The 18,057-nt window shown below is 58.9% G+C and carries 16 protein-coding genes; 13 read left to right on the forward strand and 3 right to left on the reverse strand.

The genetic code is table 11. From position 1 onward, the window contains the following. Positions 1-2 precede the first annotated feature (2 nt). Entirely contained in the window at positions 3-1,286 is a 1,284-nt protein-coding gene (gene thrC, locus AC6I8F_RS03830) for a threonine synthase (RefSeq protein WP_021508656.1), read from the forward strand. 119 nt (positions 1,287-1,405) lie between these two features. On the opposite strand, the gene yaaA is transcribed toward thrC, so the two are convergent. After that, positions 1,406-2,179, reverse strand: coding sequence for a peroxide stress protein YaaA (yaaA, locus tag AC6I8F_RS03835; RefSeq protein WP_058757132.1), 774 nt, complete (start codon positions 2,177-2,179; stop codon positions 1,406-1,408). Between the two features lie 213 nt (positions 2,180-2,392). Here yaaA and tal point away from each other — a divergent pair, with 213 nt between their 5' ends. The 3 genes from tal to AC6I8F_RS03850 all read left to right on the forward strand — a co-directional run bounded on the left by tal (position 2,393) and on the right by AC6I8F_RS03850 (position 5,482). Continuing rightward, a complete protein-coding gene (gene tal, locus AC6I8F_RS03840) occupies positions 2,393-3,346 on the forward strand; it encodes a transaldolase (RefSeq protein WP_058757131.1) in 954 nt (317 codons plus the stop codon). Positions 3,347-3,470: 124 nt separating this feature from the next. Beyond that, entirely contained in the window at positions 3,471-4,058 is a 588-nt protein-coding gene (gene mog / locus AC6I8F_RS03845; protein ID WP_058771520.1) for a molybdopterin adenylyltransferase, read from the forward strand. 113 nt (positions 4,059-4,171) lie between these two features. Then, positions 4,172-5,482 (forward strand): MFS transporter, encoded by a 1,311-nt coding sequence (locus AC6I8F_RS03850; RefSeq protein ID WP_058757129.1) that lies wholly within the window; start codon positions 4,172-4,174, stop codon positions 5,480-5,482. Between the two features lie 39 nt (positions 5,483-5,521). On the opposite strand, the gene satP is transcribed toward AC6I8F_RS03850, so the two are convergent. Next, the gene (satP, locus tag AC6I8F_RS03855) at positions 5,522-6,082 is read right to left on the reverse strand and encodes an acetate uptake transporter (protein WP_211725043.1); all 561 of its coding nucleotides are present in this window, start codon (positions 6,080-6,082) and stop codon (positions 5,522-5,524) included. A 297-nt stretch (positions 6,083-6,379) separates the two neighbouring features. On the opposite strand from satP, the gene dnaK reads away from it, so the two are divergent. From dnaK to AC6I8F_RS03875, 4 genes are all read left to right on the forward strand, one after another. After that, on the forward strand, positions 6,380-8,290 hold the full coding sequence (dnaK, locus tag AC6I8F_RS03860) for a molecular chaperone DnaK (protein WP_021508662.1): 1,911 nt from the start codon (positions 6,380-6,382) through the stop codon (positions 8,288-8,290). A 103-nt stretch (positions 8,291-8,393) separates the two neighbouring features. Then, a complete protein-coding gene (dnaJ, locus tag AC6I8F_RS03865) occupies positions 8,394-9,530 on the forward strand; it encodes a molecular chaperone DnaJ (protein ID WP_021508663.1) in 1,137 nt (378 codons plus the stop codon). 443 nt (positions 9,531-9,973) lie between these two features. Further along, positions 9,974-10,747, forward strand: a complete 774-nt coding sequence (locus tag AC6I8F_RS03870) for a siderophore-interacting protein (protein WP_498028546.1) — start codon at positions 9,974-9,976, stop codon at positions 10,745-10,747. 85 nt (positions 10,748-10,832) lie between these two features. After that, the gene (locus AC6I8F_RS03875; protein ID WP_127834541.1) at positions 10,833-11,372 is read left to right on the forward strand and encodes a PadR family transcriptional regulator; all 540 of its coding nucleotides are present in this window, start codon (positions 10,833-10,835) and stop codon (positions 11,370-11,372) included. Positions 11,373-11,377: 5 nt separating this feature from the next. Here AC6I8F_RS03875 and AC6I8F_RS03880 read toward each other — a convergent pair whose 3' ends face one another. Continuing rightward, the gene (locus AC6I8F_RS03880; protein WP_127834540.1) at positions 11,378-11,665 is read right to left on the reverse strand and encodes an Rdx family protein; all 288 of its coding nucleotides are present in this window, start codon (positions 11,663-11,665) and stop codon (positions 11,378-11,380) included. A gap of 342 nt (positions 11,666-12,007) precedes the next feature. Here AC6I8F_RS03880 and AC6I8F_RS03885 point away from each other — a divergent pair, with 342 nt between their 5' ends. Genes AC6I8F_RS03885 through AC6I8F_RS03905 form a run of 5 tightly spaced genes read left to right on the forward strand, consistent with a single transcriptional unit; the run spans position 12,008 to position 18,050 of the window. Continuing rightward, entirely contained in the window at positions 12,008-14,374 is a 2,367-nt protein-coding gene (locus AC6I8F_RS03885; RefSeq protein ID WP_127834539.1) for a TonB-dependent receptor domain-containing protein, read from the forward strand. Between the two features lie 50 nt (positions 14,375-14,424). Beyond that, a complete protein-coding gene (locus AC6I8F_RS03890; protein ID WP_058781611.1) occupies positions 14,425-15,462 on the forward strand; it encodes a hemin-degrading factor in 1,038 nt (345 codons plus the stop codon). Continuing rightward, positions 15,459-16,283 carry a heme/hemin ABC transporter substrate-binding protein gene (locus AC6I8F_RS03895; protein WP_127834538.1) on the forward strand — a complete coding sequence of 275 codons (825 nt, stop codon included), beginning with the start codon at positions 15,459-15,461 and terminating at the stop codon, positions 16,281-16,283. The genes AC6I8F_RS03890 and AC6I8F_RS03895 overlap by 4 nt, the downstream gene beginning before the upstream one ends. Continuing rightward, a complete protein-coding gene (locus AC6I8F_RS03900; protein WP_498028547.1) occupies positions 16,276-17,274 on the forward strand; it encodes a FecCD family ABC transporter permease in 999 nt (332 codons plus the stop codon). The genes AC6I8F_RS03895 and AC6I8F_RS03900 overlap by 8 nt, the downstream gene beginning before the upstream one ends. After that, positions 17,271-18,050, forward strand: a complete 780-nt coding sequence (locus tag AC6I8F_RS03905) for a heme ABC transporter ATP-binding protein (protein WP_498028548.1) — start codon at positions 17,271-17,273, stop codon at positions 18,048-18,050. The genes AC6I8F_RS03900 and AC6I8F_RS03905 overlap by 4 nt, the downstream gene beginning before the upstream one ends. The last annotated feature ends 7 nt before the right edge of the window (positions 18,051-18,057 follow it).

Here is an 18,057-nt window from a genome sequence, read left to right on the forward strand (position 1 = left end):
GCATGAAACTCTACAACCTTAAGGATCATAACGAGCAGGTTAGCTTCGCGCAGGCCGTGAAACAGGGCCTCGGCTCGCAGCAGGGGCTGTTTTTCCCGCTGGAACTGCCGGAATTCGAGCTGACCGACATTGATGCGATGCTGGAGATGGATTTCGTCAGCCGCAGCAGCAAGATTCTCTCTGCTTACATCGGCGATGAAATTGCCGCGCACCAGCTGGCCGAGCGCGTGAAGAACGCCTTTGCTTTCCCGGCACCGGTGAGCCAGGTGAGCGACGATGTGGCCTGCCTCGAACTGTTCCACGGTCCGACGCTGGCGTTTAAAGATTTCGGCGGGCGCTTTATGGCGCAGATGCTGTCGTACGTGTCTGGCGCGGATGAGCAGATCACCATTCTGACCGCGACCTCCGGCGATACCGGCGCAGCGGTGGCGCACGCGTTCTACGGCATGGAAAACGTGCGCGTGGTCATCCTCTATCCGCAGGGCAAAATCAGTCCGCTGCAGGAGAAGCTGTTCTGTACGCTGGGCGGCAACATCGAAACCATCGCGATCGACGGCGACTTCGATGCCTGTCAGGCGCTGGTTAAGCAGGCGTTCGATGACGAAGAGCTGAAAAAAGCCATCGGCCTGAACTCGGCTAACTCCATCAATATCAGCCGTCTGCTGGCACAGATTTGCTATTACTTTGAGGCGGTGGCGCAGCTGCCGCAGGAGAAACGCAATCAGCTGGTGGTGTCGGTGCCAAGCGGTAACTTTGGCGATCTCACGGCCGGCCTGCTGGCGAAATCGCTCGGTCTGCCGATCAAGCGCTTTATCGCCGCGACCAACGCCAACGATACCGTGCCGCGCTTCCTTGCCGACGGTCAGTGGCAGCCGAACGCGACCGTGGCAACGCTGTCGAACGCGATGGATGTCAGCCAGCCTAACAACTGGCCGCGTGTGGAAGAGCTGTTCCGCCGCAAAACCTGGCGCCTGACCGATCTGGCCTACGGCGCGGTGTCGGATGAGACCACCAAAGCCACCATGCGCGAGCTGGCAGAGCTGGGTTACCTGTCAGAACCGCACGCGGCGATTGCCTATCGTCTGCTGCGCGATCAGCTGCAGGAAGGGGAGTTTGGCCTGTTCCTCGGCACCGCGCATCCGGCGAAGTTTAAGGAGAGCGTGGAAGAGATTCTCGGCCAGCCGCTGCCGCTGCCGGAAGCGCTGGCCGCGCGCGCCGATTTGCCGCTGCTGTCGCATGCCATGAAGGCGGATTTCGCCGCGCTGCGGGCGTTTTTGCTGAAGTAAATCCCCTACGGGCCGGTCACATCGGCCCGTTATGCATTTTTCTGGCGGCGCGATTTAACGCGCGGGTTTTTAACAGACGCGCAATGATTTGCGCCGCTACGATTCAGGTAAAACTGGCGTTACTGCTCGCGGCGCTTAAATACCAGCTCGTTACCCTTACTCTCCGCCGCATCAAAGAAATAACCGTCAACATCAAACTTCTTCAGCTGCGTCGGTTTCGTCAGGCGCTTCTCAATCACATAACGGCTCATCAGGCCACGCGCCTTCTTGGCGTAGAAACTGATCACCTTGAACTTACCGTTTTTCTCATCGAGGAACACCGGCTTAACCAGCTCGGCATTCAGCTGCTTCGGCTTGATGGCTTTGAAATACTCATCGGAGGCGAGGTTGATCAGCACGTCATCGCCCTGTTCCGCCAGCGCGTCGTTGAGCTTTTGCGTCAGCAGGTCGCCCCAGAAGCTGTAGAGATCTTTGCCGGCCGGATTCGCCAGTTTGATGCCCATCTCTAAGCGGTACGGCTGCATCAAATCCAGCGGGCGCAGCAGGCCATACAAGCCCGAAAGCATACGCAGGTGTTTTTGGGCAAAATCAAAGTCGGCTTCGCTGAAGGTCTCTGCCTGCAAACCGGTATAAACATCACCTTTAAAGGCCAGAATTGCCTGCCGCGCATTATCGGGTGAGAAGGGCGGCTGCCACTGGCTGAAACGGTCGGCGTTGAGGTGCGCCAGTTTGTCGCTGATGCCCATCAGCGAAGCGATTTGCGCCGGAGAAAGATCGCGCGCCACGTCAATCAGCTGCTGTGATTTTTCTAACAGCGCCGGTTGGGTAAACCGTGACGTTGCCAGCGGGCTTTCATAATCCAGTGTCTTGGCTGGCGAGATAACCATCAGCATTGTGTCTGTCCTCGTTGACCCGCTGTTTTCAGGGGATAGATGGGGAAAAATGTCGCGACGAGTGTAGCAAAAAAGCTGCACGGATCGGCAAATCGCTCCCATTTGTTAGCGCTATCGTAAAGGGCACGCGGCGATGTTGCGCCGCTTAGCCTGCGTGATATTATCGCAACAGCCTTTTACACCCTGACAGTCAACTTAAGAGAAAAGAGAACCATGACGGACAAACTTACTTCCTTGCGTCAGCTGACTACTGTGGTCGCCGACACCGGTGATATCGCGGCAATGAAACTCTACCAACCGCAGGATGCCACTACTAACCCTTCTTTGATCCTCAACGCTGCGCAAATCCCTGAATACCGCAAACTGATTGACGAAGCCATTAGCTGGGCACGTCAGCAGAGCAGCAACAAAGAAGAGCAGCTGGCGCTGGTTTCTGACAAGCTGGCCGTCAACATTGGTCTGGAAATTCTCAAACTGATCCCGGGACGTATCTCTACTGAAGTTGACGCGCGTCTCTCTTACGACACCGAAGCGAGCATCGCGAAAGCACGCAGCCTGATCAAACTGTACAACGATGCCGGCATCAGCAACGATCGTATCCTGATCAAACTGGCCTCAACCTGGCAGGGCATCCGCGCGGCGGAGCAGCTGGAGAAAGAAGGCATCAACTGTAACCTGACGCTGCTGTTCTCCTTCGCCCAGGCGCGTGCCTGTGCCGAAGCGGGCGTGTTCCTGATTTCGCCATTTGTTGGCCGTATCCTCGACTGGTACAAGCAGAACACCGACAAGAAAGAGTACGCAGCGCATGAAGATCCAGGCGTGGTATCCGTGTCTGAGATCTACAACTACTACAAGCAGCACGGCTATGAAACCGTGGTGATGGGCGCCAGCTTCCGTAACGTCGGCGAAATCATTGAGCTGGCCGGTTGCGACCGCCTGACTATCTCCCCAGGCCTGCTGAAAGAGCTGGCCGAGAGCGAAGGCAGCGTAGAGCGTAAACTGAGCTACAGCGGCGAAGTGAAAGCGCGTCCGGCTAAAATGACCGAAGCGGAATTCCTGTGGCAGCACAACCAGGATCCAATGGCGGTGACCAAACTGGCCGAAGGTATCCGCAACTTTGCCATCGACCAGGGCAAACTTGAGAAGATGATCGCCGAACTGCTGTAAGGTGATATGCCGTGGCGGCTGCCGGTCGCCACGGTTTTCGCGTTTCCCTCGCTGATGCTTTGTATTATCCTTTCTGCCATTCCCCTTTTTCTCACCGCCCCGCGGTCAACACAGCGATAACTCTATGGATACTTTACGTATTGGCTTAATTTCCGTGTCCGATCGGGCCGCTAACGGCATCTATCAGGATCAGGGCATTCCGGCGCTGGAAAGCTGGCTTAGCGCTGCGCTGGCGACACCGTTTGAGATTGAAACCCGCCTGGTTCCGGATGAACAGCCGATGATTGAGCAGGCGATTTGCGAGCTGGTCGATGAACGTTTTTGCCACCTGGTGCTGACCACCGGCGGTACCGGTCCGGCCCGGCGCGACGTCACGCCGGATGCGACTCTGGCGGTAGCCGACCGCGAGATGCCCGGCTTTGGCGAGCAGATGCGGCAGATCAGCCTGCAGTTTGTGCCGACCGCGATTCTGTCACGCCAGGTGGGCGTGATCCGCAAGCAGTCGCTGATCCTCAATCTGCCAGGACAGCCGAAATCGATTAAAGAGACGCTGGAAGGGTTGAAAGCGGATGACGGTACGGTGAAAGTGCCAGGGATTTTCGCGGCTGTACCCTATTGTTTACAGCTGCTGGAAGGGCCTTACGTCGAAACCCACCCGGAGGTGGTAGCAGCTTTTCGCCCGAAAAGCGCACGGCGTGAGACAAACGTCTGAAAATTGCCGTTTTCAGGCATAAAATGCAGAGTGACTGGTGTGGCAAAATATTGACGGTATAGTAACCGCAGCTTTACAACTATACTGACATGGCCTCTGGATACCGCACTCTTATGGATTCGCTGACAACGCGTCGACTCAACCGCCAGGACTACAAAACCCTGGCGCTGGCTGCCCTGGGCGGGGCGCTGGAATTCTACGATTTTATCATCTTCGTCTTCTTCGCTGCGGTAATTGGCGAGCTGTTCTTTCCGCCAGACATCCCGGAATGGCTGCGTCAGGTGCAGACCTTTGCCATCTTCGCCGCCGGTTATCTGGCGCGCCCGCTGGGCGGCATCATCATGGCGCACTTTGGCGACAAAGTCGGGCGCAAGAAGATGTTCAGTCTGAGTATTCTGCTGATGGCGCTGCCGACGCTGGCGATGGGCGCGCTGCCCACCTACGCCAGCATTGGCATTGCCGCACCGTTACTGATGCTGCTGATGCGCGTGCTGCAGGGCGCGGCCATTGGCGGCGAGGTGCCGGGCGCGTGGGTGTTTGTTGCGGAGCATGTGCCGGAGAAGCGCATCGGCTTTGCCTGCGGCACGCTGACTGCAGGCTTAACCGCCGGCATTCTGCTCGGTTCGCTGGTGGCGACGGTGCTGAATACTTCGCTCTCGCCGGCGGCGATACGCGATCACGGCTGGCGCATTCCTTTCTTCCTCGGCGGCCTGTTTGGCCTGCTGGCGATGTATCTGCGTCGCTGGCTGCATGAAACCCCGGTATTTCGTCAGATGCAGCAGCGCAAAGCGCTGGCGGAAAAGCTGCCGCTACAGACCATTCTCGCCAGCCATAAGCGCGGCATTGCGGTGTCGATGCTGCTTACCTGGCTATTATCAGCCTGTATAGTGGTGGTGATTCTGATGGCGCCGACGCTGATGCAGAAGCAGCATGGCGTGCCGGCGGCGCTCAGTCTGCAGGCTAACAGTTTCGCGACCGTGATGCTGCTGATCGGCTGCGTGCTAGCGGGCTGGATTGTCGATCGCTACGGTGCGGCGCGTACCTTACTGATTGGTTCGTTGCTGCTGGCGCTGTGCAGCTGGAGCTTTTTCCAGCAGCTTGGCGGCACACCGCAGATGCTGTTCATCTGGTACGGTCTGGCGGGACTGAGCGTGGGCGTGGTCGGCGTGGTGCCGTTTGTTATGGTGCGGGCGTTTCCGGCGGCGGTGCGCTTCACCGGCATTTCCTTCTCTTACAACGTGTCGTATGCCATCTTTGGCGGTCTGACGCCGATTAGTGTGACGCTGATGATGTCGCTGACGCCGATGGCGCCGGCCTGGTACGTGCTGGCGCTGGCGCTGATCGGCATGCTGGTGGCGCTGTGGTTATGGCATGACAGCCGCCAGGCTAATGCGCAGCTGGATGTCTCGCTGCATTCATCGTAATGGCAGCGCGCGGAGCGGCACGGCTCCGCGCGCAGTTGATCACTCGCCAATCGGCAACACGCTGCGCTCAAACTTCTCGTTCAGCACTTCGCCCATCGCCAGATAAAAGGCGCTGGCACCACAGACGATGCCCACCCAGCCGGCGATGCGCAGCAGCGCCGCGTGATCCAGCAGATGGCCGATAGCCAGCAGCGCAAACAGCAGCGTCAGGCTGGCAAACACAAACTGCAGCACTTTTGCGGCCCGCAGCGTGCCAAAGAACAGAAACAGCGTGAAGATACCCCACAGCGCCAGATAAGCGCCGAGGAAATGGCCATCGGCGGCCGCGGCCAGTCCCATTTTTGGCAGCAGCAGAATCGCCACCAGCGTCAGCCAGAAGCTGCCGTAGGAGGTAAAGGCGGTCAGGCCGAAGGTGTTGCCTTTTTTATACTCCAGCAGCCCGGCAAGGATTTGCGCGATGCCGCCGTAAAAGAGGCCCATCGCCAGGATAATCACATCCATTTCAAACAGACCGGTGTTGTGTAAGTTGAGCAGGATGGTGGTCATACCAAAACCCATCAGGCCCAGTGGGGCGGGATTCGCCAGCGTGGTGTTGCCCATAATTCCTCAGCAGCAGCGTTATTGTTTATTGGTTTAACGCCCGCGCCAACAGCGGTGGGGCGCGGGGCGCTGCATCATAATCAGGTGGCTTTTGCCGCACTTTGATCTCACGCGGTAAGAGAATCTAAATTTTTTTTAGTTTTAACCCTTGATGCGCTTCGAAGCGGCCCCATTTAGTTGTCATCAAGCATTGTGAGGCAGCAAAAAAATCTGCCGCAGCAGTTGAAAGTGGTCAGCGTGACCGCATCTCTGCTTCACAACCCAATTTGGCAAAGAATTTAAGTGGGAGACGTTTAGATGGGTAAGATTATTGGTATTGACCTGGGTACAACCAACTCATGTGTGGCGATTATGGACGGTGGCAAAGCACGCGTGCTTGAAAACGCCGAAGGCGATCGCACCACACCGTCAATCATTGCATATACCGGGGATGGCGAAACTCTGGTCGGTCAACCGGCTAAACGTCAGGCGGTGACCAACCCGCAGAACACCCTGTTTGCAATCAAGCGCCTGATCGGCCGTCGTTTCCAGGACGAAGAAGTGCAGCGTGATATCAAAATCATGCCGTACAAAATCATCGGTTCTGACAACGGTGACGCATGGCTGGACGTAAAGGGCCAGAAAATGGCACCGCCGCAGATCTCTGCAGAAGTGCTGAAAAAAATGAAGAAAACCGCGGAAGATTTCCTCGGTGAGCCGGTAACCGAAGCGGTTATCACCGTTCCAGCTTACTTCAACGATGCGCAGCGTCAGGCGACTAAAGACGCCGGCCGTATCGCTGGTCTGGACGTAAAACGTATCATCAACGAACCGACCGCAGCGGCACTGGCGTACGGCCTGGATAAAGGTCAGGGCAACCGCACCATCGCGGTATATGACCTGGGTGGCGGTACCTTCGATATCTCTATCATTGAGATCGACGAAGTCGACGGCGAGAAAACCTTTGAAGTACTGGCGACCAACGGTGATACCCACCTGGGTGGTGAAGACTTCGACAGCCGTCTGATCAACTACCTGGTTGCCGAATTCAAGAAAGATCAGGGCATCGATCTGCACAACGATCCGCTGGCGATGCAGCGCCTGAAAGAAGCGGCAGAGAAAGCGAAAATTGAGCTCTCTTCTGCGCAGCAGACCGACGTTAACCTGCCGTACATCACGGCGGATGCGACTGGTCCTAAGCACCTGAACATTAAAGTGACCCGCGCGAAGCTGGAATCACTGGTTGAAGATCTGGTTACCCGCTCGATTGAGCCGCTGAAAGTGGCGCTGAACGACGCTGGCCTGTCGGTTTCTGACATCAACGACGTGATCCTGGTCGGTGGTCAGACGCGTATGCCAATGGTGCAGGCGAAAGTGGCGGAGTTCTTCGGTAAAGAGCCACGTAAAGACGTGAACCCGGACGAAGCAGTCGCTGTGGGTGCTGCGGTACAGGGCGGCGTGCTGGCCGGTGAAGTAAAAGACGTTCTGCTGCTGGACGTGACCCCGCTGTCGCTGGGTATCGAAACCATGGGTGGCGTGATGACGTCGCTGATCAGCAAGAACACCACGATCCCAACCAAGCACAGCCAGGTGTTCTCGACTGCTGAAGACAACCAGTCTGCCGTGACCATTCACGTGCTGCAGGGTGAGCGTAAGCGTTCAGCGGATAACAAATCGCTGGGCCAGTTCAACCTCGACGGTATTCAGCCTGCGCCGCGCGGTATGCCACAGATCGAAGTGACCTTCGACATCGATGCTGACGGTATTCTGCACGTGTCTGCGAAGGACAAAAACAGCGGTAAAGAGCAGAAGATCACCATCAAAGCTTCTTCTGGCCTGAACGAGGAAGAGATCGAAAAAATGGTTCGTGACGCGGAAGCTAACGCCGAGTCAGACCGTAAATTCGAAGAGCTGGTGCAGACGCGTAACCAGGGCGACCAGATTGCGCACAGCACGCGTAAGCAGCTGGACGAAGCCGGTGACAAACTGTCAGCGGAAGACAAAGCACCGATCGAGTCTGCCCTGAACGAGCTGAACACCGCACTGAAAGGCGAAGATAAAGCAGAAATCGAAGCCAAAATGCAGGCGCTGATGGAAGTGTCCAGCAAGCTGATGGAACTGGCGCAGCAACAGGCTCAGGCCGGCGCAGCGGATGCCGGCGACGCTTCGGCGAAGAAAGATGACGACGTTGTCGACGCTGAATTCGAAGAAGTGAAAGATAAAAAATAATTGCCCCTGACCGGGCGCGACGGCTGGCCTGACAGCCGTTGAAACCAGCACGGGCGTCGGAGATTTCTCCACGCCCGTGCGATCATGTTAAGGGCAGAGAAAAATGGCTAAGAGTGATTTTTACGAGATCTTAGGCGTCTCAAAATCCGCCGATGAGCGCGAAATCAAAAAGGCCTATAAGCGCCTGGCGATGAAGTATCACCCGGACCGTAATCCGGGCGATAAAGAGGCCGAGACGAAATTCAAAGAGGTCAAGGAAGCCTACGAGATCCTTACCGATGCGCAGAAGCGTGCAGCTTACGATCAGTACGGTCATGCGGCGTTTGAGCAGGGCGGTGGTGGCGGCTTCGGCGGCGGCTTTGGTGGCGGCGGTGCCGACTTCAGCGATATCTTTGGCGACGTGTTCGGCGATATCTTTGGTGGTGGTCGCCGTCAGCGCGCCTCACGCGGCGCCGATTTACGCTACAACATGGAACTGACGCTGGAAGAAGCGGTACGCGGCGTGACCAAAGAGATCCGCATTCCTACGCTGGAAGAGTGTGATGTCTGCCACGGCAGCGGCGCCAAAGCGGGCACCCAGCCGCAGACCTGTCCGACCTGTCACGGTGCGGGCCAGGTACAGATGCGTCAGGGCTTCTTTACCGTGCAGCAAGCCTGTCCGACCTGTCACGGTCGCGGCTCGGTGATTAAAGATCCGTGCAACGCCTGTCACGGCCATGGCCGCGTTGAGCGCCAGAAAACGCTGTCGGTGAAAATCCCGGCGGGCGTCGATACCGGCGACCGTATCCGCCTCAGCGGAGAAGGTGAAGCGGGCGAACACGGCGCACCGGCTGGCGATCTGTACGTGCAGGTTTCGGTGAAGAAACACCCGATCTTCGAGCGTGAAGATAACAACCTGTACTGCGAAGTGCCGATCAACTTTGCCATGGCAGCGCTGGGCGGCGAGATTGAAGTGCCGACGCTCGACGGTCGCGTGAAGCTGAAAGTGCCGGCAGAAACCCAGACCGGCAAACTGTTCCGCATGCGCGGCAAAGGCGTGAAGTCGGTGCGCGGCGGTGCGGTCGGCGATCTGCTGTGTCGCGTGGTGGTGGAAACCCCGGTCAGCCTCAACGACAAGCAAAAAGCGCTGCTGCGCGAGCTGGAAGAGAGCTTCGGCGGACCCACCGGTGAGAAAAACAGCCCGCGTTCGAAAAGCTTCTTCGATGGCGTAAAGAAGTTCTTTGACGATCTGACCCGCTAATCGGGTGCGCAGACAGTAACAAGCGGAGAGGCAACTCTCCGCTTTTTTTATGCGCAGTTCTGCCGTGCAGATATTCAACGGCATTGTTTTTCGTCATTCAACGCTTTAACAGCTCATCTCCTGTCATAACGGCAGCATTTTCGCTAGCGGCGCAATTTATTGCGCGATAAATCGCGCCGCTACAAATATCGTGCGGCTTGCGACTACTTCAACAGGTCGCCCTTTATGGCGACCTGAAGCGGTGAAAATCCTCGCCAAAAAAACGCTTCCTCACCTTGCAAAAACCGGTTCCGTTTTCGCCAATAGCATTTTTCGGCATTGCGTCGAAAATATATCATAGGTATCTTGCAAGGCGTTTAATGAGAATGATTTTCGATAACATGCACCATCAGCGGTGTGCGGTAGCGCAGTAGCGCGGGACCGTCGCTGCAGGGAGAGAAACGTTGCCAAACCCGACTCACTATCGCGCTCCACAACGCGTGCGCAATGAATTACGCTTCCGTCACATCACCGTCGCCAGCAAAACGCGGGTGGCCGATGCCTTCTGGCGCATCGTCTTTAGCGGCAGCGATCTGGCGGGTTTCCACTCGCCCTCTTTTGACGACCACATCAAAGTGTTTTTCCCGGATACGCCGCGCGGTGCGCTGGCGCTGCCACACATGACCGACGAAGGCATCGTCTGGCCTGACGGCGTGCGTCCGGCGGCGCGCGACTATACGCCGCTGGCCTTTAACGGCAGCGATTCGCTGACGCTGGATTTTTACATCCACGACGGCGGCGTCGCCAGCAGCTGGGCGAGTGCCGCTCAGCCGGGCGATCGCATTGCGATGGGCGGCCCGCGCGGCTCATGCGTCGTGCCGGTGGATTATGTCTGTCAGATTTATGTCTGTGATGAGACCGGTCTGCCGGCATTTAAGCGCCGCTATCAGGAAATGCAGGCACAGCAGATTCATCTGCTGGCCTGTGTTGATGAGCCAGTCGGCCGCGCGTATCTTGGCGACCTGCCGGACGTCACGGTGAGCTGGCTCGGCAGCGGCAACATGCAGGCTGAGGCGCTGACGCCGCTGCTTGACCCGATTATGCTGCCTGCTGATGACTACTTTATCTGGCTGACCGGCGAAGGCGCGGCGGTGAAACAGCTGAGCGATTACTTTACTCAGCAACGTGCGGCGCACAGCGAGCTGGTGCGCGCCGTCGCTTACTGGCATCAGAAATAACCGGCGCCCACCCGCTGCCGCCTGTGTTGAATTTTACCAGGCACCAGACTACTATCAACCTCCCTCAACTGACCCCGGGAAGGCGATGAAACAGCAGCGGGATGTTCCAGAGCACGCCGATGCGGCACAGCGTGCCAGCTGTGCCGGCGCACGCAGAAAGCGGCGCGAAAGGATGCTGGATGCCAGTGATATTCGCCTGCTGATGCTGCACTTTCTGGCCAGCGGCGCGGCGCACGGTTATGAGCTGATCAAATCGGTGGAAGAGTTGTCGAAAGGCGAATATTCCCCCAGCCCCGGCATTATTTATCCCAACCTGACGCTGCTGGAAGAGATGGACGCCATTCGCGTGGTGGATGCCCAGGCCACGCGCAAAGCCTACGCGCTCAACGATGCGGGCCGCGTGCTGCTGGCAGAAAATGGCGAAAACGTGGCGGTGATTATCGGGCGGCTCACTTCGCTGGCGATCCTGGTCAACAACCGCAGCATTCCGCAGGTAGAGCAGGCGATCCATACGCTTCGCTATACGCTCAATCACCGGTTATCGCAGGAGCAGATTTCACCGGCCACGGTGGACATTGTTGTGGCGGCGCTGCAGGACGCGGCAGAGAAGATCGCCAACAGCTAAGCGCGTTACGGTTTCTTCTTGTCCACGTGCCCCAGTTCGCGATCCGGCCAGCAGACATCGCGCACCCGCTGCTTCAGTGCTGCCGCATCGGGAAAGCCGCCTTCCTGTTTGCGTTCCCAAATTACCTGACCATCAATGCTAATCTCGAACACGCCACCGCTGCCGGGCTGGAGCGTGACCGCGCTGAGATCGCTGGCAAAGGTATGCAGCAGCTCCTGCGCCATCCATGCCGAACGCAGCAGCCAGTTACATTGGGTACAGTAGTGAATGGTTACTACCGGTTTATCTGCCATCCTATCCCTCCTGTTAGTGCTTGATTAATCATGGGTTAACAAATTGTGCGCACAAAGATACATCTTGATGCAAATGATATTGATAATGATTACCAATTGCATTAAATTGTTTTCGCCATCATTTGACTCTCTATAAATCCCACAGGCATCCCTGCGGCGCCGCTGCCAGTTATACACGGCAGCTGTGCACTGAAGCGCGCATGACACTGTGCCACAGGTGCCGGGATCGATAACATTATCTGGCCAGCGTAACGCGCTGTTTCACGGTTTTTAGCATAAAGCCGTGGTTTTCTGGCAGCAAATAAGTGAGCGAATACTAACAATTAACCAGGTATTTCGCGCATGTCTTTACACCTTCAGGGAAATTTCCGGCAGCGTCTGTTTAACGTCGCTGTCCTTGCTTCAGCCATTCACGCAGCCTGCAGCTATGCCGCCAGCGACAGCAGTACGCTGGCGCGTTCCGCAGAGAACAACAGCAGCAACGAACCGGTAATGACCGTTACCGCACCTAAGCAGCAGGCTGGCAGCAAAACCACACTCACCGCCAGCGATCTGCAAAAACGCGGCGCCAATGACTTCGGTTCGATCATGCGTTATGAGCCGCTGGTCAGCGCCACTGGCGCGGCGGGCGGTTCGTCAGCCGGTAAAAGCGGCTTTGACCGTGCAGGCTATACCGGCTACAACATTCGCGGGCTGGAAAGTAACCGTGTCGGTCTGGATATTGATGGCATTCCGGTACCGGACGCCACCGGTCGTCCGTACGTCAGTCGCGCCGGTAACAATACCTTCGGTATTGGTCGCGACTACATCGACCCGTATATGTTTGGTAGCGTCGAAATTGAGAAGGGCGCTACATCGGTGGAACAACCTAACACCGCAATCGGCGGTAACGTATCGTTTCATAACAAGTCGCCGGACGACTATCTCAGCAGCGATAAAACCCACTATTTCGGTTATCAGAGCGACTACAGTTCGGCAGACCGCAGCTGGCACAACGGCATCACTGCGGCGGCAGGGGATGATGAACTGCGCGGCCTGTTTGTTTACAGCCGCCGCGACGGCCAGCAGACGCGCAACAACAGCGGCGTAAAAGACGCCTACCCGGCCAACTGGCACTCGGATGCCTTTATGACGTCGGGCATCTGGCAGCCAAACGATCAGCACAAGCTGAGCGCCACCTTCGACTACTACCACAAAACCAATCACACCCACTACGATACCTGGGACAGCAGCAGCGGCAACACTATTTGGGGCACTGCGCAACAGCAGAGCGATTCGCGCCGCTGGGGCATTAACCTTGCCGATGAGTGGACGCCGTATAACGAGATGATCGATACGCTGACCACGCGGGTTTACTGGCAGCAAACCGAGGCGCACGACACCACCTGGTTACCGACCAGCGCCAGTCAGTACGGTTTCGTCTACTCTGACTACAACGTCGATACCTTAGGGTTTGACACGCGCGCCAGCAAAACCCTCGGCCGCCACGAGCTGAGCGGCGGCGTCAACGCGCGTGTGGAGAACAGCGAGCGTCCGTTCCGCCAGGAGCCGAACCCAGGCACCTTCGGCACCATCACCCAGCCGCAGTCGGACAGCCGTTCCTGGACCGTGGCCGGTTATCTGCAGGATAAAATCAATTTCGATCTCGATAGCCACAATTTCGCGGTGATTCCCGGCGTGCGCGTTATTCATCAAAGCACTAAACCGAAGAACCTCGGCGATCTGACCAACGGCAGCACGGTGCTGACCGCAGAGCAGGTGGAAAAACTGTACGGCAAGACCAATTCAGACACCGAAGTGCTGCCGTCACTGACCTTCCAGTACGATATCAACCCGGCGCTCACCACCTGGCTGCAATATAAGCGCGGCGTGGAGTATCCGACCACCAGCCAGCTGTACGGCTCGTGGAACCTTGGTTCAAGCTACGCCGGCAGCGCGCAGTATGCGCTGATTGGTAATGCCGATCTGAAAACCGAGACCAGCAACAATTTTGAGTGGGGTCTGAAAGGACAGCCGACCGACGGCATCACCCTCAATACCTCGGTGTTCTACAACACCTACAAAAACTTTATTGCCTACACCCGCTATCGCCGCGCCACCAACCCGGCGATGTTCGTCAATGTTCCGGCCAACATCTACACCAGCTATCAGGCTGAGAACCGCGACAAAGCCTACATTTATGGGGCGGAGATCAGCACCCGCGTCAACTACGGCAGCTGGTTCCCGACCGTGGATGGCCTGAGCAGCACGTTCGCGCTCGGCTACAGCGAGGGTAAAGCGAAATCCCGCTATCTGGGCGACAAATACATCGATCTCGACAGTGTCGCGCCGCTAAAAGCGATTGTCGGCGTCGCGTGGGACGACAAAGCGCGCGGTTACGGCGCGGCGCTCACCGCCACCTTCGTCAAAGGCAAACAGGCCAGCGCCACCAACCGTGAGAGCTACAGCAACAGCGGGGCGGCCATCAGCGACGCCAGCAGCGAATACATGCGCGTGCCGGGCTACGGCCTGATCGATGCCACCGCGTACTGGCAGCTGACGAAAAACGTCAGGCTGAGCGGCGGTGTCTACAACATTACCGATCGTAAATACTGGGATTACCTCAGCAGCCGCACGCTGACCAGCGCCAGCGCGCAGGAGCGCAACGACATCAATCTAGCCGTGATGCCGGGACGCACCTGGCAACTGGGCGTGAACGTCGACTTCTAATCACTTTTCGCCCTGCGGTGGCGCAGGGCATTTTCACGGGAGCAAGCGCAATGCATCAACGCTATCAACACTATCTGGCGCTGAAAGGCCAGCAGCCAAAAATGTACGCGCGTGATTTAGCCGCGCTGATGGGCATAGGGGAAGCACAGCTGTGCGAAGCGCGCGTGGGCCACGACGCGCAGCCGCTGCGCGCCGATTTTCCGGCGCTGCTGACGGCGCTGGCGGCAGTGGGTGAGACCAAAAGTATTACGCGCAATGCCTGGGCGGTGCACGAACAGGTGGGAACCTACAGCAATCTGCATCTCGGCGAACATGGCGGGCTGGTGCTTAATCCGCGTGCGCTCGACCAGCGTCTGTTTCCCGCGCAGTGGCACAGTGCTTTCTTCCTGCACGAGCAGACCGCGCACGGCGAACGACAGAGCATACAGATTTTCGATCGTCACGCTGATGCGGTGCTGAAAATTTACACCACCGCGCAAACGGAGATGCCGGCGTGGCAGGCGTTGATTGAGCGCTTCCGGCTGGCGCACGCGCCTCAGCTGCAGCTGCAGCCGCAGCCGGTCAGCGCCACGCCGTTCAGCGACAGGGTGGATGCCGGCACTGTCGAAGCGGAGTGGCGTGCCATGACCGATGTGCATCAGTTCTTTGGCCTGCTGAAGCGTCACCATCTCTCGCGGCCGCAGGCGTTTCGCGCGGTGCCGGATGATTTAGCGCGTCAGGTGAGCAACACCGCGCTGGCAACGTTGCTGGCCCAGGTACAGCAGGATGGCAATGAAATCATGATTTTCGTCGGCAATCGCGGCTGTACCCAGATCTTTACCGGCACTATCGGGAAAGTGGTGCCGCTGGATAACTGGATTAACGTTTTTAATCCCACGTTCACGCTGCATCTGATGGCGGATCGCATTCACGAGAGCTGGGTGACGCGCAAGCCGGGCGGCGATGGCTTCGTTACCAGTCTGGAGCTGTTCGCTGCCGATGGCACGCAGATTGCCCAGCTGTACGGCCAGCGCAGCGAGGGCACGCCGGAACAGGCACGCTGGCGCGAGCAGGTGATGGCGCTGACGCCGACAGGAGCCGCCGCATGAAAGCGCTGATCCTGACACTGCTTGCTGTGCTGACGCTGCCGGCGTGGGCGGCGCAGCGCATCATTACTATCGGGGGCGATGTAACGCAGATCGTCTATGCGCTGGATGCGCAGGCGCAGCTGGTGGCGCGCGACAGCACCAGCCAGCATCCGGCGGCGGCCACCAGGCTGCCGGATATCGGTTATATGCGCCAGCTCAACGCGGAAGGCATTCTGGCACTGAAACCGACGCTGGTACTGGCCAGCGCGCTGGCTAAACCGTCGCTGGTGTTACAGCAGGTGGCGGACGCCGGGGTAACGGTGGTGGAGGTCAGTGGGGATAACCGCCTTGATGCCATCACGGACAAAATCGCCACCATTGGCAACGCGCTGCAGCGTGAACAGGCGGCCCGCGCGTTGATCGACAAGGTCAACAAACAGCGTGCGCAGCTACCGCAGCAGCCGCTGCCGGTGAAAGTGCTGTTTATCATGGCGCACGGCGGCTTACGCACCCAGGCGGCTGGTGCGCAGACCGGCGCTGACGGCGCAATTCGCGCTGCCGGCCTGGTTAATGCCATGGGCGCGGTGCCGCATTATCAGCAGCTGTCGCAGGAGGGCGTCGTGGCGGCAGCACCGGATTTGGTGGTGGTCGGCGAAGAAGGGCTGCGCACGCTGGGAGGCGAACAGGCGGTGTGGGCGCTGCCGGGCCTGGAGCTGACGCCGGCCGGCCAGCATCACGCGCTGCTGGTGATTGATGAGATGGCGCTGCTGAGTTTCGGCCTCGATACGCCGGGCGCGATTTTGCGTCTGCGCCATGCGGCGGAAGCCGTGCAGCATGATTAACCGCCTGATGATGCGCTGGCTGATGTTAATGAGTATCAGCATGCTGGTGTGCATGCTGTTGGCGGCCAACCTCGGCGCGATGCCGCTGTCGCTGCGCACGTTGTGGCAGGCGCCGCTCAGCGATCTGGCCTGGCAAATCTGGCTCACAATTCGCCTGCCGCGCGTATTGCTGGCGGTGCTGACTGGCATGGCGCTGGCGGTGTCCGGCGCGGTGATGCAGGGGCTGTTTCGTAATCCGCTGGCCGATCCCGGACTGCTGGGTATCAGCAGCGGTGCCGGGCTGGCGGTGGCGCTCTCAGTGGTGTTGCCGGTCAGCCTGCCGCCGTTGCTGACGCTGTGGCTGCCCTCGCTGGCAGCGTTTGCCGGCAGCCTGGTAGTGACGCTGCTGATCTTCAGCTTTAGCCGGCTGGCGCAGGGCCAGCTGGCGCGCCTGCTGCTGGTGGGCATTGCGATTAATGCGCTATGCGGCGCGGCGGTTGGCGTGCTGTCGTGGCTGAGCAACGACCAGCAGCTGCGTCAGCTGTCGCTGTGGGGCATGGGCAGCCTGACGGGTGCCCAGTGGCCGAGCCTGCTGGTGTGTGCGCTGCTGATCGTTCCGGCGCTGCTGCTGGTGCAGACGCGCGCGCGTCGCCTCAATCTGCTGCAGCTGGGCGAAGAGGACGCGCACTATATGGGCGTCGATGTTAAACGCACGCAGCGCCAGCTGCTGGTGCTGAGTGCGCTGCTGGTGGGCACGGCGGTGGCGGTCAGCGGCATTATCGGTTTTGTCGGGCTGGTGGTGCCGCACGTGATGCGTTTTTGTCTCGGCAGTGACCACCGCTGGCTGCTGCCGGGCGCGGCGCTGGCGGGAGCGATTCTGCTGTTGCTGGCGGATACGCTGGCGCGCACCGTGGTGATTCCGGCCGAAATGCCGGTCGGGCTGCTAACCAGTCTGCTGGGCGGGCCGTGGTTCCTATGGCAGATTCTGCGCCAGCAAAGGGGGGCTGAATGAGTGAGCAGTTGCAGGCGCGCGGCCTGCGGTTTTGCCGGGGAACGCGTACCTTAATCGATGATGTCTCCCTGACGCTGCCGCCGGGCGAAATGGTTGCCCTGATCGGTCCTAACGGTGCCGGTAAGTCGACGCTGCTGCGGCTGCTGACCGGCTTTCTGCACGCGGACGCCGGCGAATGCTGGCTGGGCGATCGTCCACTGGCGGCCTGGCCACGCGAACCGCTGGCGCAGCGCCGCGCGGTGATGCGCCAGCAAAACAGCGTCACCTTTCCGCTGCCGGCTGCCGACGTGGTGGCGATGGGGCGCGCACCCTGGCCGGCCGGTAACTGCCAGGCGGTGGTGCAGGAGGTGATGCAGTTAACCGGCAGCGCGCCGCTGGCGCAGCGCGACTATCGGTCGCTGTCGGGCGGGGAGCAGCAGCGCGTGCAGCTGGCCCGGGTGCTGGCGCAGCTGTGGCATGACGACGGCCCGCGCGGCTGGCTGTTGCTGGATGAACCCACCTCCGCGCTCGATCTCTACTGGCAGCAGTCCACTCTGCGCCTGCTGCACCGGCTGACGCGCAATGGCCGTTTTAGCGTCTGCGCGGTGCTGCACGATTTGAATCTGGCCTCACTGTGGTCGGATCGGGTGTTGTTGTTACACCACGGCCAGCTGGTGGCGCAGGGCACGCCGCACGCGGTAATGACCGAACCGATCCTGACGCGCTGGTATCAGGCCGACCTGCAGGTGGTTACGCCGCCAGCGCAGGATCGGCCGCAGATACAGCTGCGGCCATAACGGCACC

This window comes from gamma proteobacterium symbiont of Axiagastus rosmarus, from assembly GCF_059730925.1.